General features: G+C 72.0%; 20 protein-coding genes and 1 pseudogene. 14 read left to right on the plus strand and 7 right to left on the minus strand.

The window, feature by feature from the left end; translation table 11 throughout:
* Positions 1-110: 110 nt before the first annotated feature.
* A complete protein-coding gene (locus VGN18_RS17660) occupies positions 111-1,049 on the plus strand; it encodes a PQQ-binding-like beta-propeller repeat protein (protein ID WP_327541034.1) in 939 nt (312 codons plus the stop codon).
* Positions 1,050-1,061: 12 nt separating this feature from the next.
* Complete coding sequence (locus VGN18_RS17665; RefSeq protein ID WP_327541035.1) at positions 1,062-1,616, plus strand: GNAT family protein; 555 nt, start codon at positions 1,062-1,064, stop codon at positions 1,614-1,616.
* Between the two features lie 3 nt (positions 1,617-1,619).
* Here VGN18_RS17665 and VGN18_RS17670 read toward each other — a convergent pair whose 3' ends face one another.
* Entirely contained in the window at positions 1,620-2,756 is a 1,137-nt protein-coding gene (locus VGN18_RS17670; RefSeq protein WP_327541036.1) for a cystathionine gamma-synthase, read from the minus strand.
* A gap of 61 nt (positions 2,757-2,817) precedes the next feature.
* On the opposite strand from VGN18_RS17670, the gene VGN18_RS17675 reads away from it, so the two are divergent.
* Complete coding sequence (locus tag VGN18_RS17675; protein WP_327541037.1) at positions 2,818-3,591, plus strand: DUF5995 family protein; 774 nt, start codon at positions 2,818-2,820, stop codon at positions 3,589-3,591.
* Here VGN18_RS17675 and VGN18_RS17680 read toward each other — a convergent pair.
* Positions 3,588-4,955, minus strand: a complete 1,368-nt coding sequence (locus tag VGN18_RS17680; protein WP_327541038.1) for a cystathionine beta-synthase — start codon at positions 4,953-4,955, stop codon at positions 3,588-3,590. The two genes, VGN18_RS17675 and VGN18_RS17680, sit on opposite strands and share 4 nt — an antisense overlap.
* A 25-nt stretch (positions 4,956-4,980) precedes the next feature.
* Between VGN18_RS17680 and VGN18_RS17685 the strand changes: the two genes are divergently transcribed.
* From VGN18_RS17685 to VGN18_RS17695, 3 genes are read left to right on the plus strand one after another with little or no spacing between them, the layout of a single operon-like run.
* Positions 4,981-5,997, plus strand: coding sequence for an SGNH/GDSL hydrolase family protein (locus VGN18_RS17685; RefSeq protein WP_327541039.1), 1,017 nt, complete (start codon positions 4,981-4,983; stop codon positions 5,995-5,997).
* A complete protein-coding gene (locus tag VGN18_RS17690; RefSeq protein ID WP_327541040.1) occupies positions 5,997-6,608 on the plus strand; it encodes a hypothetical protein in 612 nt (203 codons plus the stop codon). The genes VGN18_RS17685 and VGN18_RS17690 overlap by 1 nt, the downstream gene beginning before the upstream one ends.
* A 59-nt stretch (positions 6,609-6,667) precedes the next feature.
* Positions 6,668-7,888, plus strand: a complete 1,221-nt coding sequence (locus VGN18_RS17695; RefSeq protein ID WP_327541041.1) for an acetyl-CoA C-acetyltransferase — start codon at positions 6,668-6,670, stop codon at positions 7,886-7,888.
* A 334-nt stretch (positions 7,889-8,222) separates the two neighbouring features.
* Here VGN18_RS17695 and VGN18_RS17700 read toward each other — a convergent pair whose 3' ends face one another.
* Entirely contained in the window at positions 8,223-9,002 is a 780-nt protein-coding gene (locus VGN18_RS17700; RefSeq protein ID WP_327541042.1) for a Bax inhibitor-1/YccA family protein, read from the minus strand.
* 189 nt (positions 9,003-9,191) lie between these two features.
* On the opposite strand from VGN18_RS17700, the gene VGN18_RS17705 reads away from it, so the two are divergent.
* From VGN18_RS17705 to VGN18_RS17725, 5 genes are all read left to right on the plus strand, one after another.
* Complete coding sequence (locus tag VGN18_RS17705) at positions 9,192-10,517, plus strand: acyl-CoA dehydrogenase family protein (protein ID WP_349259959.1); 1,326 nt, start codon at positions 9,192-9,194, stop codon at positions 10,515-10,517.
* Complete coding sequence (locus tag VGN18_RS17710) at positions 10,517-11,728, plus strand: acyl-CoA dehydrogenase family protein (protein ID WP_327541044.1); 1,212 nt, start codon at positions 10,517-10,519, stop codon at positions 11,726-11,728. The genes VGN18_RS17705 and VGN18_RS17710 overlap by 1 nt, the downstream gene beginning before the upstream one ends.
* Positions 11,729-11,761: 33 nt before the next feature.
* Positions 11,762-12,889 carry a glycosyltransferase gene (locus VGN18_RS17715; protein ID WP_327541045.1) on the plus strand — a complete coding sequence of 376 codons (1,128 nt, stop codon included), beginning with the start codon at positions 11,762-11,764 and terminating at the stop codon, positions 12,887-12,889.
* Between the two features lie 20 nt (positions 12,890-12,909).
* Complete coding sequence (locus VGN18_RS17720; RefSeq protein ID WP_327541046.1) at positions 12,910-14,424, plus strand: class I adenylate-forming enzyme family protein; 1,515 nt, start codon at positions 12,910-12,912, stop codon at positions 14,422-14,424.
* A gap of 285 nt (positions 14,425-14,709) precedes the next feature.
* Entirely contained in the window at positions 14,710-15,672 is a 963-nt protein-coding gene (locus VGN18_RS17725; protein WP_327541047.1) for a pirin family protein, read from the plus strand.
* 126 nt (positions 15,673-15,798) lie between these two features.
* Here VGN18_RS17725 and lon read toward each other — a convergent pair whose 3' ends face one another.
* The 3 genes and pseudogenes from lon to VGN18_RS17740 all read right to left on the minus strand — a co-directional run bounded on the left by lon (position 15,799) and on the right by VGN18_RS17740 (position 20,718).
* Complete coding sequence (gene lon / locus VGN18_RS17730) at positions 15,799-18,123, minus strand: endopeptidase La (RefSeq protein ID WP_327541048.1); 2,325 nt, start codon at positions 18,121-18,123, stop codon at positions 15,799-15,801.
* A gap of 110 nt (positions 18,124-18,233) precedes the next feature.
* Positions 18,234-19,671 (minus strand): annotated as a pseudogene (locus tag VGN18_RS17735) (M28 family peptidase).
* Positions 19,672-19,725: 54 nt separating this feature from the next.
* Positions 19,726-20,718: a pirin family protein gene (locus VGN18_RS17740; protein WP_327541050.1), complete on the minus strand. Its 993-nt coding sequence runs from the start codon at positions 20,716-20,718 to the stop codon at positions 19,726-19,728.
* A 104-nt stretch (positions 20,719-20,822) separates the two neighbouring features.
* Between VGN18_RS17740 and VGN18_RS17745 the strand changes: the two genes are divergently transcribed.
* From VGN18_RS17745 to VGN18_RS17755, 3 genes are read left to right on the plus strand one after another with little or no spacing between them, the layout of a single operon-like run.
* Positions 20,823-21,227: a nitroreductase family deazaflavin-dependent oxidoreductase gene (locus VGN18_RS17745; RefSeq protein WP_327541051.1), complete on the plus strand. Its 405-nt coding sequence runs from the start codon at positions 20,823-20,825 to the stop codon at positions 21,225-21,227.
* 13 nt (positions 21,228-21,240) lie between these two features.
* The gene (locus tag VGN18_RS17750; RefSeq protein WP_327541052.1) at positions 21,241-21,420 is read left to right on the plus strand and encodes a DUF5302 domain-containing protein; all 180 of its coding nucleotides are present in this window, start codon (positions 21,241-21,243) and stop codon (positions 21,418-21,420) included.
* Between the two features lie 2 nt (positions 21,421-21,422).
* Positions 21,423-21,755, plus strand: a complete 333-nt coding sequence (locus tag VGN18_RS17755; protein WP_327541053.1) for a nuclear transport factor 2 family protein — start codon at positions 21,423-21,425, stop codon at positions 21,753-21,755.
* 49 nt (positions 21,756-21,804) lie between these two features.
* Here VGN18_RS17755 and VGN18_RS17760 read toward each other — a convergent pair whose 3' ends face one another.
* Positions 21,805-22,284 (minus strand): MarR family winged helix-turn-helix transcriptional regulator, encoded by a 480-nt coding sequence (locus VGN18_RS17760; RefSeq protein ID WP_327541054.1) that lies wholly within the window; start codon positions 22,282-22,284, stop codon positions 21,805-21,807.
* Positions 22,285-22,312: the final 28 nt, after the last annotated feature.

The following is a 22,312-nucleotide window of genomic DNA, read 5'->3' on the forward strand; positions in this document are numbered from 1 at the left end:
CGACGGTACTGAAGCGCCCCTGCTCGTGCGCCCGCCGCCCGTCGGCATCGTGACAACCCCGGTGCCCCGATGTCACCACCCCGCGACCTGCCGGTGTGATCGTCTCTCGGGTGCGAACCGCGGCGGCCGGGCTGATCCTGCTGCTGGCCGCCTGCGCGGGCTCGTCGGGCACCGCACCGCCGCATCCCACCCCGACGGCGGTTGCCTCGTTCCGCGTCGGTGCGCCGGTGGGCCTCGCCGTGGCCGCCGGACAGGTGTGGGCCGCATCGTCCGACACCGGCACGATCGTCGGTCGGGACGTGGCGACCGGTCGGCTCACGCACACGGTGCAGGTGGGGCCGACGCCACTGCGGGTGCTGGCTGCGGGCGGCCTGGTCTGGGTCAGCGTGTTCGGGGCGGGACGCGTGCGGGCCGTCGATCCGGAGTCCGGTCGCGTGGTCCGCGACGTCGCGGTGCCCGGGCAACCCGAAGGTCTGGCGGCCGGCTTCGGCTCGATCTGGGTCGTGCGGCAGGCGGCCCGGCTCCTCACCCGCATCTCGCCCGCCGGCCGCGTCATGCAGAGTCAGCCCCTCGGTTCCGAACCGCGGCTCGTCACCACCTCGACCCGATCCGTGCTCGTGAGCGACTTCCGGGACGGCACGCTGAACCGCATCGACCCGGCGTCCGGACGGCGGGTCGTGTCGGCTCGCTTGTGCGACGGGCCGCAAGGACTGGCCGCGGCCGGGACGACCGTGTGGGTCGCCTGCACCACCGACGGGCGGCTGCTCGCGGTCGACGAGGGCACGCTGCACATCACGGCGCGGCTGCCCCTCAGCGGCGAGCCGGACGCCGTGCGGGTGGTGTCCGGGCGGCTGTTCGTGGCGGCGACGGAGGGGCCGACGGTCTACGAGATGAGCGCGGACCCGGCCGCGCCGAGGATCCTGCGGCGGCAGCCCCTCGGCCGCGCGTACGCCCTGCGCGACCAGGCCAACGTCGACCTCGCCGTCGCCGGCGGTCGGGTGTGGGTGTCGTCGTTCAGCGAGGGACGCGTAGCTGTCGCACCCGGGTGAGAGGGTGGCGCCATGCTGCATCCGGAGTACCCGATCCGCACCGAGCGGCTGTTGCTGCGCCCGCTCGACCCGGCCGCCGACGTCGACGCCTGCCTCGAGTACCAGTCCGACGAGGAGGTCTGCCGTTACATCCCCTACACGCCGAGCAACCGCGAGCAGGTGATCGAGCGGTTGGAGCGGGCCGTGTCGGTCATCGACGAGCCGGGCCAGGTCTTCAACCTGGCGGTGGTGCTCGCCGACACCGGCGAGCTCATCGGCGACGTCGTCCTGTTCTTCCACAGCGCCGAGCACCGCAGCGGCGAGGTCGGCTACGTCATCAACCCCCGGTTCCAGGGCAACGGCTACGCCACCGAGGTCACCCGAGCGCTGCTCACCCTGGCCTTCGACGGGCTCGACCTGCACCGCGTCGTCGGCCGCATCGACGCCCGCAACGCCGCGTCGGCCGCCGTGCTGCGTCGCGTCGGGATGCGCCAGGAGGCCCACCTGCGCGAGAACGAGTGGTTCAAGGGCGAGTGGGGCGACGAGGTCGTCTTCGCGATCCTCGCCGACGAGTGGCGGGCGGGCTGAGCGCTACGCCAGGGCCGACGTGAGGTCGTCGATCAGGTCGCCGATGTCCTCGATGCCGACCGAGAGGCGCACCAGGTCGTTCGGCACCTCGAGCGGCGAGCCGGCCACGCTGGCGTGCGTCATGCGGCCGGGGTGCTCGATCAGCGACTCGACCCCGCCGAGCGACTCGCCGAGGGTGAACAGCGACACCAGCCCGCAGACCTTCAGCGCGGTCTCCTCCCCGCCCTTCAGGGTGAACGACACCATGCCACCGAAGCCGCTCATCTGCCGGGCCGCGACGTCGTGGTTCGGGTGCGACGGCAGGCCGGGGTAGAGCACCGACGACACCGCCGGGTGCGCGGTCAGGAAGTCGACCACCGCCCCGGCGTTGGTGCAGTGCCGGTCCATCCGCACACCCAGCGTCTTGATGCCACGCAGCACCAGCCACGAGTCGAACGGGCCGGCGATCGCGCCCATCGCGTTCTGGTGGAACGCGAGCTCGTCGCCGAGCGTCGCGTCGGCGGCGATCAGCGCCCCGCCGACGACGTCGGAGTGCCCGCCGAGGTACTTCGTCGTGGAGTGCACGACGACGTCGGCGCCGAGCGCGATCGGCTGCTGCAGGTACGGCGAGGCGAAGGTGTTGTCGACGACGAGCCGCGCCCCCGCCTCGTGGGCGATGCCGGCCAGCGCCTCGATGTCGGCGATGCCGAGCAGCGGGTTGGTCGGCGTCTCGCACCAGATGACCTTCGTGCTCGGCCGGATCGCCGCCCGCACCGCGTCCAGGTCGGCCAGCGGCACCGGCGTGTACTCCACCCCCCAGTTCGTGAGCACCCGCGCGACGAGCCGGAACGTGCCGCCGTACGCGTCGCCCGGCAGGATCACGTGGTCGCCCGGGCGGCAGACCGTCCGCAGCAGCGTGTCCTCGGCCGCCAGCCCGCTGGCGAAGGCGAGCCCGCGCACGCCGTTCTCCAGCGCGGCGAGCGCCTCCTCCAGCGCGGTCCGGGTCGGGTTGGCGCTGCGGCTGTACTCGTAGCCCTCGCGCAGGCCGCCGACACCGTCCTGCTTGTAGGTCGAGGTGGCGTAGATCGGCACCGCGACGGCACCGGTACGGGGGTCGGGTTCCTGCCCGGCGTGGATGGCGCGGGTGTTGAAGCCAGTCATGGCCCTGACGCTACCGAGCCCGATCGGCGCTATCGTCACCACCGGCGGACGGAGGTCGGTGATGACGTCGGAGGCGATCCCGGTGCTGCCCTGCGACGACGTGACCTCGGTCGAGCAGGCCGTCGCCCAGCTCACCGCCATCTCGGCGGCCCTCGCGCCGGGCGACGGGGTGGCGGCGTTCAATACGATGTACCTGGCGGTCACCGAGGCGGTGAGTCAGGACATCGCGGCCACCGACTTCGGTGACCCGGCGTTCATGAGCCGCCTCGACGTCGTCTTCGTCAACCACTACTTCGCGGCGCTGCGGGCGGCGCAGTCCGGTGGAGCGGTCCCCCGGTGCTGGGACGTCCTCTGGAGCCGCCGCGCCGACACCCGCGTCGTGCCGCTGCAGTTCGCGCTCGCCGGCATGAACGCCCACATCAACCACGACCTGCCGCTCGCGGTCGTCGAGACGTTGCAGGAGCTCGGCGGCTCGCCGCACGACGCCGCCCGCCACGCCGACTTCACCCGGGTCAACGCCGTGCTCGACCGTCTGGAGCCGCAGATCCGGCTCTCGGTCGAGGGCGACTCCGTCCTCGCGTCGGCGCCGGGGTTCGGACGGCTGACCGACCGCCTGGGCGACTGGACGATCTCGAACGCGCGGGCCGCGGCCTGGCGCGACGCCGAGGTGCTGTGGCCGGTCCGCGATATCGGCCCGTTGCGGGCCATGTGCGAGCGCGCGCTCGACGCCGCCACCGCGGCCGCGGGGCTGTGCCTGCTGGTGCCGGTCGACCTCGACGCCGCCCACGACCACCACGTGTGCGCGGGGGCGGCGCCGACCCTGGCGAGCGGCTAACCCGCAGCGAGGTGGCCGAGCAGGTCCTGGCGGGTGATGACCCCGGCCGGCTTGCCGTCGATGTGCACGAGCAGCGCGTCGGCGTCGGTGAGGGCCTCGACCGCGGCCGCGACCGGTTCGCCCGACCCGATGATCGGCAGCGGCGCCGACATGTGCGGCTCGACGGCGTCGGCCAGCGAGGCCGACCCGGCGAACAGGGCGTCGAGCAGGGCCCGCTCGGACACCGACCCGACGACCTCGCCCGCCGTCACCGGCGGCTCGGCCTTCACGATCGGCATCTGCGAGACGCCGTACTCGCGCAGGATGTCGATCGCCTCGCGCACCGTCTCGTTCGGGTGGCCGTGCACGAGCGAGGGCGTGTCGCCCGACTTGGCCCGCAGCACCTCGCCGACGGTCTCCTCGCCGCTCGCCTCGGCGAAACCGTAGTCGCTGAGCCAGTCGTCGTTGAAGATCTTGGACAGGTAGCCCCGGCCGCCGTCGGGCAGCAGCACCACGATGACGTCGTCCGGACCGCACCGCTGCGCCACCTCCACCGCGGCGACGACGGCCATGCCGCACGAGCCGCCGACGAGCAGGCCCTCCTCGCGGGCCAGGCGGCGGGTCATCGCGAAGGACGCGGCGTCGGAGACGGCGATGATCTCGTCGCAGACCGTCCGGTCGTAGGTTGCGGGCCAGAAGTCCTCACCGACACCCTCGACGAGGTAGGGCCGCCCGGTGCCGCCGGAGTAGACCGAACCCTCCGGGTCGGCGCCGATGACCTGCACCGGGCCGTGCTCCTTGAGGTAGCGGCCGGTGCCGCTGATGGTACCGCCGGTGCCGACGCCGGCGACGAAGTGGGTGATGCGCCCGTCGGTCTGCGCCCAGATCTCCGGGCCGGTGGTCTCGTAGTGCGAGCGCGGGTTGTTCACGTTGGCGTACTGGTTGGGCTTCCAGCCACCCGGTCGCTCGCGGGCGAGCCGGTCGGAGACCGAGTAGTAGGAGCGCGGGTCCTCGGGCGCGACGGCCGTCGGGCAGACGACGACCTCGGCGCCGTACGCCCGCAGGGTGTCGATCTTGTCCTTGCTCACCTTGTCCGGGCAGACGAAGACGCAGTGGTAGCCGCGTTGCTGGGCGACGATGGCGAGGCCGACGCCGGTGTTGCCCGAGGTGGGCTCGACGATCGTCCCGCCCGGCTCGAGTTCGCCGGACTTCTCGGCGGCGTCGATCATGTTGACCGCGATGCGGTCCTTCACCGACCCTCCGGGGTTGAAGTACTCGACCTTGGCGAGCACGAGGGGGCCGTCGTCGCCGAGGCCGGTGACATGTCGGAGTCGGACCAGCGGGGTGTTGCCGATCAGCTCGACCAGAGATTCGCTGTAGCGCATGGGCGACACGCTAGCCTCGGTCGACGTGAGGCCTGACGACCGACTCCGGAGGGTCGCGCTCTACGTGAGCGGCGGCCTGGGTGCGGCCACGATCGCGAGCACCGGCGCGCTCGCCACCGTCATGTGGGCCGAGACGCGCCTCGCCAAGCGCCGCATCCCGGTCGCCACCGACCCGCCGCCCGTCTCCCACGACACCACCTGGGCCGCCGCCGGCGTGAGTCGCAGCCGCCCGCCGATCCGGATGGCGATGCTCGGCGACTCGACCGCGGCCGGCTACGGCGTCTACCGCGACCGGGACACCCCCGCCGCGCAGATCGCGATCGCCATCTCCGAGGCCGCCCGCCGGCCGGTGCACGTGACGAACGTGGCGGTGGTCGGCGCCGAGTCGCCCGACCTGCCGCAGCAGCTCACCGCCCTGGGCCGGGCGCGTCCGGAACTGGCGATCATCATGATCGGCGCCAACGACGTCACCGAGCTGACCAAGCCGTCGGTGGCCGTGCCCTACCTGGCCGATACCGTGCGCGGGCTCTGCTCGCTCGGCGCCGAGGTCGTGGTTGGCACCTGCCCCGACCTCGGCACCATCCGTCCCCTCGCACAGCCGCTGCGCGCATACGCCCGGCGGCTGTCGCGGCAGATGGCCCGGGCCCAGACGGTGGCCGTCGTCGAGGCCGGCGGCCGGACCGTCTCCCTCGGCGACATCCTCGGCCCGCTGTTCATGTCCAACCTGCACTTCTTCGCCGAGGACCGCTTCCACCCCTCGGCCGCCGGCTACGCCGAGGCGGCGCAGGCCGTGCTGCCGTCGTGCCTGGACGCCCTCGGGCTGCGCACCCGGGCCCGCTCGGCCAGCACCTTCACCACCCGCCGGGTCAAGCCGGTCGCCCGCGCCGCCGCCCAGGCCGCCGCGCGTCCCGGCACCGAGGTCGCCGCCGCCGAGCGCTTCGGCCGGTCGGAGAACCGACGCGGCCCGCTGGCCCAGCTCCGCCGCCGCGTGCCCCGCCGCCGGGGCCCGGCGTCGTCCCCCGAAGCCGCGGTCGGCGTCTGATGCGGACGCTGCCGGCTCTCGCCGCCCTGCTGCTGGCCGGGTGCGCCTCGAGCGCCAGCACCGGCGCCGGCTCGCCTGCGCGCTCCGGCCCGGTCACCTCGTCGTCCGCGCCGTCGACCCCGGCGGCGACGCTGCAGCACCCGATCCCGGCGTCGAGCACCAGCACCGGCCCCCTGCGCTGCGCGCAGAAGCCGCCGTATCAGGTGACGATCTACAAGGGCCTCGTGACGTGCGTGCAGGCCGACTCCGTGGCGGCGCAGTTCACCCGCGGCGGCGACGCCGTGCAACGCATCGACGGCTACACCTGCCAGCTCGGCACCGCCCGGACCCGTCCGGTCAACTTCACCTGCAGCTCCACCGGGGCCGAGTTCACCGCCGCCGACGCCGTCGGGCCGCAGACCTGCCCGCAGCTCGACAAGTACCGGATCCGCATCGTCAGCGGCCAGATCACCTGTACCGACGCCTACGACGTCGCGGCGCAGTACCGGACACAGGGCGAGTCGGTGCAGCATCTCGGCGGCTACACGTGCCAGAGCGGCAACGCCATGACCCGTCCGACCGTGTTCACCTGCACCGCGAGCGCGGCCGAGTTCGCGGTGGACCAGCCCTGAGCCCGCGCCCGGGCCAATGGCACGATCGGGGCAACGCCCCGCCGACGAAGGAGCACCCCATGCCCGAAGCCGTGATCGTCTCGACCGCCCGCTCGCCGATCGGGCGCGCCGGCAAGGGGTCGCTGACCTCGATCCGTCCCGACGACCTCGCCGCCCAGATGGTGCGCGCCGCGCTGGACAAGGCGCCCGGCCTCGACCCGCACGACATCGACGACCTCATGATGGGCTGCGGTCAGCCGGGCGGGGAGTCGGGCTTCAACATCGCGCGCACCGTCGCCGTCCAGCTCGGCTTCGACTTCCTGCCGGGGACGACCGTGAACCGCTACTGCTCGTCGTCGTTGCAGACCTCCCGGATGGCATTCCACGCCATCAAGGCCGGCGAGGGCCACGCCTTCATCTCGGCCGGCGTCGAGACGGTCTCCCGCTTCGTCAACGGTAGCGCCGACGGCTGGCCGAACAGCCGCAACGGCCTCTACGACGAGGCCCAGGCCCGCACGGCGAAGGTCGCCGAGTCGGGCGCGGCCGAGTGGCACGACCCCCGCGAGGACGGCCTGCTGCCGGACGTCTACATCGCCATGGGCCAGACCGCCGAGAACGTGGCCTTGCTGCACGGCATCAGCCGCGAGGACATGGACCACTTCGGCGTCCGGTCGCAGAACCTCGCCGAGGCCGCGATCCAGTCCGGCTTCTGGCCCCGCGACATCACCCCGGTGACGCTGCCCGACGGCACGGTCGTGTCGAAGGACGACGGACCGCGCGCCGGCGTCACCTACGACGCGGTCTCCGGCCTCAAGCCGGTGTTCCGCCCGGACGGACGGGTGACCGCGGGCAACTGCTGCCCGCTCAACGACGGCGCCGCGGCGGTCGTCATCATGAGCGACACCAAGGCGGCCGAGCTGGGGCTCACCCCGCTGGCCCGCATCGTCGCCACCGGCGTCTCGGGGCTCTCCCCCGAGATCATGGGCCTGGGCCCGGTCGAGGCCTCCAAGCGCGCGCTGGCCCAGGCCGGCATGAGCATCGGCGACATCGACCTGGTCGAGATCAACGAGGCCTTCGCCGTGCAGGTGCTCGGCTCGCAGCGCGAGCTGGGCATCGACATGGACCGGCTCAACGTCAACGGCGGCGCCATCGCCGTCGGGCACCCGTTCGGCATGACCGGCGCCCGCATCACCACGACCCTCATCAACTCCCTCCAGACGCACGACCGGCAGTTCGGTCTGGAGACCATGTGCGTCGGGGGCGGGCAGGGCATGGCGATGATCCTGGAGCGGCTCTCCTGACCTGTCCGGCCCGCGTAAACCGGGCATAGCCGGACGAAATCCTTGGCCGATCGCGCTGCACAGAAAATTCTTCGAAATTCCGCGCAACCTCTGCGTAGGGCGTTCGTTGAACTGGTCAGAAGCGAGGCCGGAGATAGAGATTCCGTGGGGGAATAGCCGGCCTGGCCGCATGGCGAGAGGTGGATCCGGGAAACTCCGGGCCCGGCTCCACCCCTCGCAGAGCACCACCCGTCCCGCCTCCCGGGACACGAGAAAGGCCGGACCCGCCTCCCGGGTCCGGCCTTCTTCGTTGTGCTTGCGCCCACTTCCGCGCTTTGTCCGCTGCCAGGGGACGCTACTGCCGGGCGTAGCCGAGCAGGCGCAGGATCTCGATGTAGAGCCAGACCAGCGTGACGGTCAGGCCGAACGCGGCGTACCAGGCCAGCTGCTGCGGGGCGCCCTGACGGATGCCGCGCTCGATCATGTCGAAGTCCAGCACCAGGTTGAACGCGGCGATGACGATGCAGAGCAGGCTGAAACCGATCGCCACGGGTCCGCCCGAGCGCAGGCCCAGGCCGTCGGAGCTGAACAGGTGGGCGACCAGGTTCACGATCATCAGGCCGAACGCGCCGATCGTGGCGCCGACGATGATGCGAGTGAGCTTCGGGGTGACCCGGATGGCCCCGATCTTGTAGACGAACAGCATGCCGCCGGCGACCATCGCGGTGCCGGTGACCGCCTGGATCACGATGCCGTGGAACCGCTGCTCGAAGACGTGGCTGATCGCGCCGAGCAGTACCCCCTCGAAGACGGAGTAGAGCAGCGCCGTCGGGGCCTTCACCTTCATGGTGAACGACATGTAGAGGCCGAGACCGAGGCCGCCCATCGCCGAGATGATGAGGGCGGGCAGGAACAGGTTGTCGGGCAGCGCGAACCACGCGACGGCGCCGGCCAGCAGGATCGTGCCCAGCATCGCGGCGGTGCGCTGGACGACGTCGTCGAGGGTCATGTAGCGGGCGGCGGTACGCGGGCCGGTGTACGCCGGCTGGTCGTACATGCCCTGCAGCTCGCCGGCCGTGGGTGGCGGGAAGCCGCCGGCCTGTCGACCGAACCGGTTCAGCGCGGGGTTGGACACGGTGCCGTCCTCCTGGGTGAGCGTGGGTGGTACATCAGTGCAACGAACACTAGACATACCCGGTTCCCCCTGCAGGCTGTCCACAGGACCGATCCCGGGGCGTCCTCCGTCACTCGCCATTGCGTCACTGCTACCGGCGGGTAGATTTACCCGGAACTAGGTGTACCACTGACTTTCGGGAGTGCGGATATGGCAGGGCGAAACAGGCGCGGACGCGACGCGATGGGCGTCGGTCTGGCTGCGCTGAACCGGCTCGCCGGCGTGGCCGTGATCGACAAGCTCAAGCTGCGCGGGCCGATCGAGAACGCGGTGTTCACCGGCAGCAAGGTGGGTTTCCGGTCGGTCGGCGTGGCCAACCGCACCTTCGCCGCCGTCGGCTCGAAGCGCGGCGGCGCGAAGCGGCCCAGCCCGTCGGGCGAGCGCGGCCTGTTCGACCTCACGCCCACCGACGAGCAGAAGATGATCGTCGACGCCACGCGCGAGTTCGCGGCCGAGAAGCTGCGCCCCGCCGCAGCCGAGGCCGACGTCGAGTGCGCCGCGCCGGACGCCGTGCTCACGCAGTCGGTCGCCGAGCTCGGGGTCACGCTGCTCGGCGTGCCCGAGTCGCTGGGCGGCATGAGCGAGGAGCGCTCGGCCACCACCGGCGCCCTCGTGGCCGAGGCGCTGGCCCACGGCGACATGGGACTCGCGGTCGCCTGCCTCGCGCCGGCCGGCGTCAGCAACGCGCTCGCGCTCTGGGGCAGCGCCGAGCAGCAGGCCACCTACCTGCCGTCCTTCGTCGGCGACGACGTGCCGGCCGCGGCACTCGCCGTGCTCGAGCCGCGTCCGCTGTTCGACCCGTTCACGCTGACGACGACGGCCACCCGCAAGGGCGACGGGTACGTGCTCGAAGGCGTGAAGTCGCTCGTGCCCCGGGCGGCCACGGCCGAGCTGTTCGTTGTCGCCGCCGCGCTCGAGGGCACGCCCCGGCTGTTCGTCGTCGAGTCGGGCACCAGCGGCGTGCTGATCGAGGCCGAGCCGGCGATGGGCCTGCGGGCAGCGGCCACCGGACGCCTCGTGCTCGACCAGGTCTCCCTCCCGGCCGCCGCCCTGCTCGGCGAAGCCGATGACTACGCCGAGTGCATCCGGCTGAGCCGCATCGGCTGGGCCGCGCTCGCCTGCGGCACCGGCAAGGCCGTGCTCGACTACGTGATCCCCTACGTCAACGAGCGCGTGGCGTTCGGCGAGCCGATCAGCAACCGGCAGGCCGTGGCGTTCATGGTCGCCAACATCGGCATCGAGCTCGAGGGCGCGCGGCTGGTCATGCTGCGCGCGGCCTCGCGGGCCGACCAGGGCGCCCCGTTCGCCCGCGAGGCCGGGCTCGCCCGCCGCCTCACCGCCGAGTACGGCATGCAGATCGGCAGCAGCGGCGTGCAGCTGCTCGGCGGGCACGGCTACGTGAAGGAGCACCCGGTGGAGCGCTGGTACCGAGATCTGCGAGCGGCCGGCGTCATGGAAGGTGTGGTGTTGGTCTGATGGCCATCAATCTGGAGACGCCGAAGAAGTTCGGCATGCTGATCAACCAGGCGCACCAGGTGTCGATGGAGATCTTCCGTCCCATCTCGCGCAAGTACGACCGCAGCGAGCACGAGTACCCGAAGGAACTCGACATGCTCGCCTCGCTCATCGACGGCATGAACGCCTCGGGCGAGACCTCGACCGGCGCGAGCGGCGTCCGGCGCGATGCGAAGGCGAAGGACAAGGGCAACCGCAACGGCACCAACATGTCCGGCGTGCTCTCGATCATCGAGGCGTGCTGGGGTGACGTCGCCATGGTGCTGTCCATGCCGCGCCAGGGGTTGGGCAACGCCGCGATCGCCTCGGTCGCCGACGACGAGCAACTGGCCCGCTTCGGTCACCTGTGGGCGGCCATGGCGATCACCGAGCCGAGCTTCGGTTCCGACTCCGCCGCGGTGAAGACGACGGCGGTGCTCGACGGCGACGACTACGTCATCAACGGCGAGAAGATCTACGTCACCGCCGGCGGCCGCGCGAACGCTGTCGTCGTGTGGGCGTCGCTCGACCCGTCCAAGGGGCGGGCGGCGATCAAGTCCTTCGTGGTCGAGAAGGGCACGCCGGGCATGGTCGTCGAGCGGCTCGAGCACAAGCTCGGCATCCGCGCGTCCGACACCGCGACGATCCGCTTCACCGACTGCCGGGTGCCCAAGGCGAACCTGATGGGTTCGCCGGACATCGAGACCGACGCCGGCTTCGGCGGGGTCATGCAGACGTTCGACAACACCCGTCCGCTCGTCGCCGGCATGGCCGTCGGCTGCGCTCGCGCGGCTCTCGACGAGACCGAGGACCTGCTCAAGCAGGCCGGGGTCGAGGTCGACTACGACCGGCCGGCCTACTCGCAGTCCGCGGCCGCCGCGGCCTACCTGCAGATGGAGGCCGACTGGGAGGCCGCCTACCTGCTCACCCTCGAGGCGACCTGGATGGCCGACAACAACAAGCCGAACTCGCTGCAGGCCTCGATGGCCAAGGCGAAGGCCGGCCGCGTCGGCACCGAGATCACGCTGCGCTGCGTCGAACTCGCCGGGTCGCTGGGCTACAGCGAGCACTCGCTGTTGGAGAAGTGGGCGCGGGATTCGAAGATCCTCGACATCTTCGAGGGGACGCAGCAGATCCAGCAGCTGATCGTCGCGCGGCGCCTGCTCAACAAGTCCTCGGCGGAACTCAAGTAGCGCTCACGCCGCCGGCCCGTAGGGTCAGCGGCGATGCGAGTTCTGGTTTCGGGGTCGTCGATGGCCGGTCACTTCGGCCCGCTGGTGCCCTTCGTCGAGGCGGGCGTCGCGCGCGGTGATGCCGTGCTCGTCGTGGTTCCGGAGGCAGCGGCGGAACGCGCGCGCACCACCGGGGCGCAGGTGGTCCCGGGTGGCTCGCCCGATCCCGACGAGCTCGCTCGCCTCTGGCGTGACTTCCGGGCCGCACCCCCGCGGGAGGCGTCGGTGATCGCGAACCGGGAGGTGTTCGGTCGGCTGAACACCGCGGCGATGCTGCCCGCGGTCGAACGCGCGGTCGCCCAGCACCGCCCGGACGTCGTCGTCCACGAACCGACGGAGTACGCGGGTCCGATCGCGGCGATGCGGGCCGGCATCCGCCATGCACAGGTTGCCATCTCGCTGGCCGAGGTGGAGGGCGGATCGCTGACGGTCGCGGCGCCCGCACTCGCGCGCTACGGACCCGTCGTCGACGCCCTCCGGGCGGCTCCGTACCTCACCCGGTTTCCCGCGCCGATCGACCCGTCGCCGTATCCGGACACGCGCCGTTATCAGGATCCGGCGGCCGCGGCCCAGCCCCTGCCCGACTGGTGGAACGGGAGCACCGATCCGCTGGTGTACGTCACGTTCGGCACGGTTGCCGGGACGGTCGGGACCGGCGCCTACCGGGCCGCCACCGAAGCCCTGGCCGACGAGCCGCTGCGGGTACTCATGAGCACGGGACAGGACCTCGACCTCGGCCCGATGCCCCGCAACGTGCACGTCTGCCGTTGGATCGCCCAGGCGGACGCCCTTGCCGAGGCGTCGGCCGTCGTGTGCCACGGTGGTTCGGGCACGGCACTCGGCGCCCTGGCCGCCGGAGTGCCGATGGTCGTCCACGCGATGTTCGCCGATCAACTGCACAACGCGAGAGCCCTCCACGGCCTCGGCGTCGCCGTTGTCGTCGATCCCGCCGGGGCCACCGCGGCGCAGCGATCGACCTACGACCCGGCCGCGGCGCCGGCCCTGCGTGCGGCGGTGTGGCGGTGCCTGCACGACGCGCACCCGCGCGAGGCCGCCCGGCGCATCGCTCGGGAACTCGCGCGCCGGCCCACAGTGGAGGCCGCTTTGGCCTCCTTGCGCTAGCTCGGCGGTACGTTTCAGGAATGCTGAGTGATCCGCGCGGGAGTTCCCTGGCCGTACTGGCCGAGCAGTCGGAGAAGCGCTTCGGCGCCGAGAGTTCGCTGGTCTTCGAGGGCACGACGACGACGTCGGCCGAGCTGGGTGCGCTCGGCCGGCGTTTCGCGGCCGGGCTGTCGTCGATCGGTGTGCGAGCGGGTGATCGCGTCGCGGTCTGTATGGCGAACTGTCCCGAGGTACTGGCCACATACCATGCGGTATGGCGTCTCGGCGCCGCGGTCACACCGCTGCTGTTCCTGCTCAGCGAGGACGAGCTGCAGCACGCTCTGAGCGACTCCGGCGCCGCGGCCATCGTCACGACGCCGGAGTTCCTGCCCAAGGTGCTGGCCGCCGCCTCCGGACTCGACGTACGGGTCGTCGTCACCGGTGCGGGCACCGGCGGCGCTTCGTCGTTCGACGAGTTGGCCTCGGGCGAGGAGGCCCCGCTGGTCGACGCCGACCCGACGTCCATGGCGGCCCTGCTCTACACCGGCGGGACGACGGGTCGCTCGAAGGGCGTGATGCTCAGCCACGACGCGCTGTCGTCGGCCGCGCACGCGGCGGTGCTCGCCTCCGAGGACGACGACTACGGCGTCTCGCTGCTACCGCTTCCGCTCGCGCACGCCTACGGGCTGCTCGTGGCGACGATGAGCCTGCACGCGGTGCGTCCGAACCGAACCGTGCTGATGCGCTGGTTCGACCCGGTCGGCTGGCTCACGCTCGCCCAGGACGAGAGGGTGCAGACCGGTGCCACCGTGCCGACAATGCTGCGCCTGCTCGCCGCCCAACCGCTCGAGGACTACGACCTGTCGGCGCTGCGCCGGCTGGTCAGTGGCAGCGCACCGCTGCCGGCCGAGGTCCGCGACGAGTGGCTGCGCCGGTTGCCGTCCGTCGAGGTCGTCGAGGGTTACGGCTGCTCCGAGATCGCTGCTCTCGCCTCGACGACGCCGACCGGCCAGGCCCGGGCCGGCAGCGTCGGCCGCGCCGCCCCGGGCGTGCAGCTGCGCATCGAGCTCCCCGACGGCGGCGACGCCGGCCCCGACGAGGACGGCGAGATCTGCATCCTCACGCCCGGACTGATGACCGGCTACTGGAACGATGCCGAGACCACCGCGCTGGCCGTGCGGGACGGCTGGTTCCACACCGGCGACGTCGGCCACCTCGACTCCGACGGCTACCTCTACGTGGTCGACCGGATGAAGGACATCATCATCCGCGGCGGCTTCAACGTGTACCCGCGCGATGTGGAGGAGGCGCTGATCCGTCACCCCGACGTCGCCGTCTGCGCTGTCATCGGCCGTCCGGACGAGAAGCAGGGCGAGGAGATCGTCGCGTTCGTCCAGCTCGTGCCCGGCGCGGCGGCCACCCCGGACGATCTCGTCGCCTTCGGGCGGGAGCACCTGTCGGCAGTGAAGTACCCGCGCGAGGTGCACGTCGTCGACACCCTGCCGCTCACGAGCATCGGCAAGCTCGACCGCAAGGCGCTCCGCTCCCGCGTGTGAGAGGTGTTTCCGTCAGGCCGGCTGAGCATGGTTTCTCCACACCTTCGGGAGGACGCGGTCGCCGGCTTCGGTGAACGGCACCGAGGGCCTGATCCGGACCTATGGCCAGGCCCAGCGTGACACCGCGGCCCACGTCTTCTGCGGATCGATCCCGGGTCGGCTCCCGAGCCCGAGGTCGCGGCGCCCGCCGGTGCATCATCGACCCGCTCACCGCGCTCTGGTTGCGCAGCCGTTACCCGACGCGGCCCACGTCGTGACCCCTCCGGCGGGCGTAGGTTTGCCGGCGTGAGCAACCTCGACCGGGCCCCGGCGCTGCGTCTCGGCGGCGGGCTGACCGACGTCGCACCGCGCCCGGTGTACGAGGTGTTCGCCGGCAAGGAGGTGCTGCTCGGCGAGAGCACGATGGTGCGCCGGCTGCTGCCCAACCTGGGCCGGCGGCTGGTCGGGGCGTGGTGCTTCGTCGACCACTACGGCCCCGACGACATCGCGAGCGCGCCCGGCATGCAGGTGCCGCCCCACCCGCACATCGGCCTGCAGACGGTCAGCTGGCTGCTCGACGGCGAGGTGCACCATCGCGACAGCCTGGGCAGCGACCAGCTGATCCGGCCCGGCGAGCTCGGGCTGATGACGGCCGGTCACGCGATCACGCACGCCGAGCAGTCACCGGTGCCGCACCCGGCCCTCCTGCACGGGGTGCAGCTCTGGGTCGCACTGCCGTCGGACGCCCTGACCACGCCGGCCGCCTGGCAGCACAGCGCCGCCCTGCCGGTGATCGACGCGCGGGGCGGCACCGTCACCGTGATCATGGGCGACGTCGACGGCGCCCGCTCCCCGGGCCACGCCCACTCACCGCTCGTCGGGGCCGACGTCGCCGTACAGGGGGCGCTCCGGCTGCCGCTGGAGCCCGGCTTCGAGCATGCGGTGCTGGTGATGTCGGGCTCGGTGACGATCGACGACGAGGCGCCGCTCGGGCCGGGAGCGATGGCCTACCTCGGGTGCGGCCGCCCGGACCTGCGCCTGACGTCGGACCTCGGCGCCCGGATGCTGCTGCTCGGCGGGGCACCGTTCGAGGAGCACATCGTCATGTGGTGGAACTTCGTCGGTCGCAGCAACGACGACATAGTCGCCGCCCGGGCCGAGTGGATGGACGGTGACCGGTTCGGTGACGTCGACGGTTTCGACGGCTACCGATTACCGGCACCCGATCTGCCCCCGGGCCGCTTGAAGCCCGGGGGCGCCACCCGCTGAGTCCCGCCCGTCCCGCCGTTGAGTGGCGAGTTGCGCGGTGAGTGGCGCACGAATACGCGCCACTCACCGCCTCAACTCGCCACTCACCGTCTCGGGGGGCGGACGGGCCGGGCTCAGATCCGCCGGTCAGGCGGCGTCGACCGCGACCTGCTCGGTGCTCTCGAGGGCGTAGGCGAGGATCTCGCCGACGTCGCCGACCGGTCGCACGTCCAGCGCCTCGAGCACCTCGGCCGGGACATCGTCCAGGTCGGGCTCGTTGCGCAGCGGGATGAACACGGTCTTCAGCCCGGCCCGCTGGGCCGCGAGCAGCTTCTGCTTCACCCCGCCGATCGGCAGCACGCGACCGTTGAGCGTCACCTCGCCGGTCATCCCGACGTCGGCCCGCACCGGACGCCCGGTGGCCAGCGACGACAACGCGGTGACCATCGTGACGCCCGCGGACGGACCGTCCTTCGGCACCGCCCCGGCCGGCACGTGCAGGTGCACGACGCGGTCGAGCGCGGCGGGGTCGACGCCGTGCTCGAGACCGTGCGAGCGCAGGTAGGAGAGCGCGATGTGCGCCGACTCCTTCATGACGTCGCCGAGCTGGCCGGTGAGGGTCAGCCGCGGCTCGCCTGCCATCGCGGTGGCTTCGATGAAGAGCACGTCGCCGCCGGCGCCGGTGACGGCGAGGCCGGTGGCCACGCCGGGCACGGCGGTGCGCTCGGCCGACTCGGGCAGGAAGCGCGGGCGGCCGAGGAACTCGCGCAGGTTGGCGTCGTCGACGGCGATCGACGTCTCGTCGGTCGACGCGAGCTTGGTCGCCACCTTGCGCAGCACCCGGGCGAGCGACCGCTCGAGCTGACGCACACCGGCCTCGCGGGTGTACTCGCCGGCGATGCGGTGCAGCGCCTCGTCCGAGACGCTCACCTCGTCCTCCGACAGCGCGGCTCGCGACAGCTGGCGCGGCAGCAGGTGCGTGCGTGCGATCGCCACCTTGTCGTCCTCGGTGTAGCCGTCGAGGGTCACGACCTCCATGCGGTCGAGCAGCGCGGCCGGAATGGTGTCGGCGACGTTCGCCGTCGCGAGGAACACCACGTCGGACAGGTCGAGTTCGACCTCGAGGTAGTGGTCGCGGAAGGTGTGGTTCTGCGCCGGGTCGAGCACCTCGAGGAGAGCCGCCGCCGGGTCACCCCGGTAGTCGGAGCCCACCTTGTCGATCTCGTCGAGCAGGACGACCGGGTTCATCGAACCGGCCTCGGTGATGGCCCGGACGATGCGGCCAGGCAGCGCGCCGACGTAGGTGCGCCGGTGGCCGCGGATCTCGGCCTCGTCGCGGACGCCGCCGAGGGCGACGCGGACGAACTTGCGGCCGAGCGTGCGCGCGACCGACTCGCCGAGCGAGGTCTTGCCGACGCCGGGCGGGCCGACGAGCGCCAGCACGGCGCCCGAGCCGCGTCCCCCCACGACCTCGAGTCCGCGTTCGGCCCGGCGCGACCGGACGGCGAGGTACTCGACGATGCGGTCCTTCACGTCGTCGAGGCCGTGGTGGTCGGCGTCGAGGATCGCGCGCGCACCGAGCACATCGGTGTTGTCCTCGGTACGGGTCGCCCAGGGCAGGTCGAGCACGGTGTCGAGCCAGGTGCGGATCCAGCCCGATTCGGGCGACTGGTCCGACGCCCGCTCGAGCTTGCCGACCTCGCGCAGCGCGGCCTCGCGGACCTTCTCGGGCAGGTCGGCGGCCTCCACCCGGCCGCGGTAGTCGTCGGCGCCCTCGGGTTCGCCCTCGCCCAGTTCCTTGCGGATGGCGGCCAGCTGCTCGCGCAGCAGGAACTCCCGCTGTCGCTTGTCCATGCCCTCACGCACGTCGTCGCGGATCTTCTCGGTGACGTCGAGCTCGGCGAAGTGGTCGCGGGCCCAGGCCAGGACGAGGGTCAGCCGAGCCTCGATGTCGGGGGTCTCGAGCAGCTCGCGCTTCTGCTCGTCGCTCAGGTACGGCGCGTAGCCGGCCATGTCGGCCAGCTCGGACGGGTCGGTGACCCGCTGCACGGTGTCGACGACCTGCCAGGCGTTGCGCCGCTGCAGGATCGCGATGACGACCTTCTTGTACTCGTCGGCGAGCTCGCGGACGGCGTCGGTGACAGGGACGTCGCCGACCGGCTCGGCTTCCACCCACAGGGCGGCACCGGGGCCGGGAACGCCCGAGCCGAGCTTGGCCCGGGTGCCGGCGCGCAGCACCGCGGCGGGCGCACCGCCGGGCAGCCGGCCGACCTGGTCGACCGTCGCGACCACACCGTAGCTGGGGTAGCGGTCGGCCAGGCGGGGGGCGAGAAGGAGTCGGCCGTCGGAGCCGGCGCGGGCGGCGTCGATGACGGCCCGGGTGTCGCTGTCCAGCTCGACCGGCACGACCATGCCCGGCAGGACGACGATGTCGGGCAGGGACAGGATCGGAAGGGTGATCACATCGGTCACGGGGTCCTCGTTTTCTTGAGCGTAATCGGCTCAACTACGACGAACCGGAGACTGTTCCCGCACCGCGCCCCGACCGGCGTCCGCTCAGAGCGAACGCCGGCCGGCCCGGATCAGGCCTTCGGCAGCGGCAGCACCGCCGGGCCGCGGTGCCCGCGCCCGTCGGGTGGCCCGGACCCCGAAGATCACGTTGTCCTTCGACAGGTCGACCGTGGCGGTGCCGACCTTCCCGACCGGGATCACGTGCGTCCATTCGGCCTCGGTCGTCGGGCGCCAGACGATCTCGTACCCGGCGGCCCGCGGATCGACCGTCCACACCAGGGTGGTGTCGTTGGTGAGCCGGGTCGTGTCGACGACGACGCCCCGGGGCGTGCCGGGTGCCTGCGACAGCGACCACAGCGCCGCGCCGTTCACCTTCGCGACCCGAGCGATGTAGTCGAAGTCGCAGAACTGCGGGAGGTCTCCGAACTGCACGCCGTTCTCGACCCGGACGTCCTGATGCTGGTGCGCGAAGTTCTCGTTCGGCTCGGTGAAGCGGCAGGCCGCCTCGTAGCCGGCGTTGAGGAACGACAGGTGGTCGCCACCGCGCAGGTAGCGGTCGAGGCGGTAGATCAGCCGGACGTTCATGCCGGTCGTCGGACGGCCCGCCACCTCGGTGACGAAGCGGCCCAGCTCGCGGGCCGGGGAGTCGTTCTCCCCGCCCACCGCGACGCGAGCCGGATCGGACGCGCTTTCGGGATTGGCCACGCCGCGGGCGAACAGGCGCAGGCAGTAGGGGTCACGCGTGCCGTCGTCGGCCGTGCTCGAGCCGACGATGTCGTTGGTGAACATGCCCTGGATGTCGGCGCCCTCGGCCTTGTACTGCTGGGCGGCGTAGGTCGAGCCGTAGAGTCCCTGCTCCTCGCCGGCGACGGCCAGGAAGACGAGCGTCGCGTCCGGCCGGTAGCGCGCCATGACGCGCGCGAGTTCCATCGAGACGGCGACCCCGGAGGCGTCGTCGCCCGCCCCCGGCGCGTCCGCGGTGGAGTTCATGACGTCGGTGACGCGCGAGTCGTAGTGGCCCGAGATCACGTAGATGCGGTCGGGCTCGACCGACCCGCGCAGCGTCGCCCGCACGTTGCTGATGCGCGTGGGCGTCGGCACCCGGCTGGCCGGCGGCTGGATGTAGGACGGCACGTCGACGGTCATACGGCCGCCGGACGCCGCGGCGTAGGTCCGCAGCTCCGCGGCGATCCAGTCGCGGGCGGCGCCGATGCCGCGGCGTGGGTCGTCCTGGGCCGACAGCGTGTGCCGGGTGCCGAAGGAGACGAGCTTCTCGATCGTCGCCCGGATGCGGGCCGGGTCGACCTGACGCAGGATCTCGCGCAGCGCCGGATCGGCCTCCTGCGGGTGGTTGGGATGACCGGGGCCGTCCGGCCACTCGCCGCGGGACGGCGGCCGGGGTGGGTCGGCCAGCGCCGGCCCGGCGAACGGCGTCGCCGCGGCCGCGCCGCCGGCGAGGAACGCGCGTCGCGAGGCCGGTCGGGGTGATTTGTCCGCTTCAGGAGTCATGTCCGCATACAAGACCCCGGGACCGGCGATCCGCCAGTCCCGGGTCTCACGCGGTCAGCTCCGCGGGTCGCGCGCACCCTTCGGCACGTGCGGCATGATCGCGTCCGGCGGGATGACGCCGAGGCGGCCCGCCTGGTAGTCCTCGAGCGTCTGGACGAGCTCGTCGCGGGTGTTCATCACGAACGGCCCGTAGTGCACCATCGGCTCCCCGATCGGCTCGCCGCCGAGCAAGATGACCTCCATCGAGCTGGTGCGGCTGTCCTGCTTGGCGTCGGCCGTGAGCGTGATGCGGTCGCCCGCCCCGAACACCACGGTCTGCCCCGCATGCACCGGCTCGCCCTTCGGCCCGACCGTTCCCGACCCGGCGTAGACGTAGGCCAGCGCGTTGTAGGTCGGCTGCCACGGCAGCGACAGCTGGGCGCCGGCCGCGATCGAACCGTGCAGCAGCGTGATCGGCGTGTGCGTCGACCCTGGACCCGTGTGCCCGTCGACCTCGCCGGCGATCACCCGCAGCAGCGCGCCGCCGTCCTGGCTGGCCAGCAGCAGCAGGTCCGACGCCTCGACGGGCTGGTAGGCCGGGGCGATCATCTTGTCCGCCGCGGGCAGGTTGACCCACAGCTGGAAACCGTTGAACAGCCCGCCGTCCTCGACGAGCTTCTCCGGCGGCGTCTCGATGTGCAGCAGGCCGGCACCGGCGGTCATCCACTGCGTCGCGCCCTCACGGATCACGCCGCCACCACCGTGGGTGTCCTGGTGGATGAACTGGCCGTCGATCAGGTAGGTGACCGTCTCGAAGCCGCGGTGCGGGTGCCAGTTGGTGCCCCGGGGCTCACCGGCGGCGTAGTCCACCTCACCCATGTGATCCATCATGATGAACGGGTCGAGGTACTTGTAGGCGATGCCGGCCATCGTCCGGCGCACCGGGAAGCCCTCGCCCTCGAATCCGGTCGGTCCGGCCGTGACGGCAAGAACGGGACGCTCGGTGTCGCCCAGTCCGGCGCCCTTCACACGGGGCAGGACCAGGGTGTCGGCGGTGACCGCGGCCATCTCCATCAACCTCCTCGTTATCGTTGCATCTGCAACTGCTTTCGGAACGCCCGTCCTGGGCAGGCTATTCCGAGATCAGCCAACCGGCACCGGAGAGGACGATCATGCTGTTCGGCAAGGAGCACGTCGAGCGTTACGAGGCCACGGACGGCGAGGAGGGTTACCACTGGGAGAAGGGGACGACGATCCTCCTGCTGCACACCACCGGCCGGAAGTCGGGCCGCGACCACACGCATCCGCTGATCTACCGCGACTGGGACGACAAGTACCTCGTCGTCGCCTCCAAGGGCGGCGCGCCGGAGCACCCCGCGTGGTACCTCAATCTCGTCGAGCAGCCCGACGTTCGGGTGCAGATCAGGGGCGAGAAGTTCGCGGCGAAGGCGCACGACGCCGACGCCGACGAGCGGCCGGCGATGTGGGCCCACATGGTCGAGGTCTGGCCCGACTACGCCGAGTACCAGAAGAAGACCGATCGCGAGATACCGATCGTGGTTCTCGAGCGGGCATGACAGTCTGTCCGACATGAGCGACGACAATGAGGCCCCGGCCGCGGAGGCCAAGGACAAGTTCCGCGAGGCGCTCGAGCGCAAGCGCGGCAAGCAGCACCCGCACGAGGGCGCTAGCGCGAACGACTCGAAGATCCACGACACCCACGGCGCGGCCGGCGGCAAGCGCACCTTCCGTCGCAAGAGCGGCGGCTGAGCGTGACTTCAGGCCCGCAGCGGGTCATCGAGTTCGTCGATCGGTTCAACACCGGGGTCCGCTCGGGCGAGTGGGAGGCCTACCTCGGCCAGCTCGCCGAGAACGTCCGGATGGAGTTCAAGAACGGCGGCCCGGACACCCTCGACGGCCGCGAGGCGGTTGCCACCTCCTATGCCGCGAGCCCGCCGGACGACACGATCACCGTGCTCAACCTGGCGGCCGAGGGGCTGGTCGACATCGTCGAGTTCGCCTGGGACGGCGGGGGTGACGGCACCATGCGCATCGCCTGGACGCCCGACGACCGGGTGGCCACCGTGGTGATCGAGTTCGCCTGACGCCTGACGCCTGCCCCCGCGCCGGGGCCGGCCAACAGTGCGCGGCCGGTCACCAGCCGAAAGCGGTGACTCCCCCCGCCACCGGCGGTTCGTCGGCCGCCTGGGCGAAGGCCCGCAGGGCGGGCGCGAGTTCGGCGCGCTGGTGCGCCGGCATCGTCCGGACGATGCGAGTGATCTCGGCCCGGCGACGGGCGGTCACCTCGTCGACCAGAGCAGCACCGGTGTCGGTGAGGGCGAGGCGGACCTCGCGTCGGCTCTCGGGACTCGACCGTCGTGCGACGAGACCGGCGACGACGAGGCGGTCCACCATGCGCAACGCGGTCGAGGAGTTGACCGCGAGCGCCTCGGCGAGCCCGTGCAGGTTGGTGTCCGGACGCATGCGCAGCACGACCAGCGTGCGGAACTGCACGACCGTTGTCGAGTCGGCGACCTCGGCGAGCGAGCGGGCCGACACCGCCACGAGCACCCTCGACGCGGTGAGCACCGCATCGACGAACTCGTCGGTGTCGCGACGCGTTCGACCGGTCACCTCTGCAGCCCCTCATTTCGCACCGTCC

The sequence above is a fragment of the Jatrophihabitans sp. genome (assembly GCF_036000465.1).
Lineage (GTDB): Bacteria > Actinomycetota > Actinomycetes > Mycobacteriales > Jatrophihabitantaceae > Jatrophihabitans.

Coding starts and splice junctions, on each gene's coding strand:
- VGN18_RS17665 (WP_327541035.1), top strand. CDS start 1,062: ATGCTGCATCCGGAGTACCCGATCCGCACCGAGCGGCTGTTGCTGCGC.
- VGN18_RS17670 (WP_327541036.1), bottom strand. CDS start 2,756: ATGACTGGCTTCAACACCCGCGCCATCCACGCCGGGCAGGAACCCGAC.
- VGN18_RS17675 (WP_327541037.1), top strand. CDS start 2,818: ATGACGTCGGAGGCGATCCCGGTGCTGCCCTGCGACGACGTGACCTCG.
- VGN18_RS17680 (WP_327541038.1), bottom strand. CDS start 4,955: ATGCGCTACAGCGAATCTCTGGTCGAGCTGATCGGCAACACCCCGCTG.
- VGN18_RS17690 (WP_327541040.1), top strand. CDS start 5,997: ATGCGGACGCTGCCGGCTCTCGCCGCCCTGCTGCTGGCCGGGTGCGCC.
- VGN18_RS17695 (WP_327541041.1), top strand. CDS start 6,668: ATGCCCGAAGCCGTGATCGTCTCGACCGCCCGCTCGCCGATCGGGCGC.
- VGN18_RS17705 (WP_349259959.1), top strand. CDS start 9,192: ATGGCAGGGCGAAACAGGCGCGGACGCGACGCGATGGGCGTCGGTCTG.
- VGN18_RS17710 (WP_327541044.1), top strand. CDS start 10,517: ATGGCCATCAATCTGGAGACGCCGAAGAAGTTCGGCATGCTGATCAAC.
- VGN18_RS17715 (WP_327541045.1), top strand. CDS start 11,762: ATGCGAGTTCTGGTTTCGGGGTCGTCGATGGCCGGTCACTTCGGCCCG.
- VGN18_RS17720 (WP_327541046.1), top strand. CDS start 12,910: ATGCTGAGTGATCCGCGCGGGAGTTCCCTGGCCGTACTGGCCGAGCAG.
- VGN18_RS17740 (WP_327541050.1), bottom strand. CDS start 20,718: ATGGCCGCGGTCACCGCCGACACCCTGGTCCTGCCCCGTGTGAAGGGC.
- VGN18_RS17745 (WP_327541051.1), top strand. CDS start 20,823: ATGCTGTTCGGCAAGGAGCACGTCGAGCGTTACGAGGCCACGGACGGC.
- VGN18_RS17750 (WP_327541052.1), top strand. CDS start 21,241: ATGAGCGACGACAATGAGGCCCCGGCCGCGGAGGCCAAGGACAAGTTC.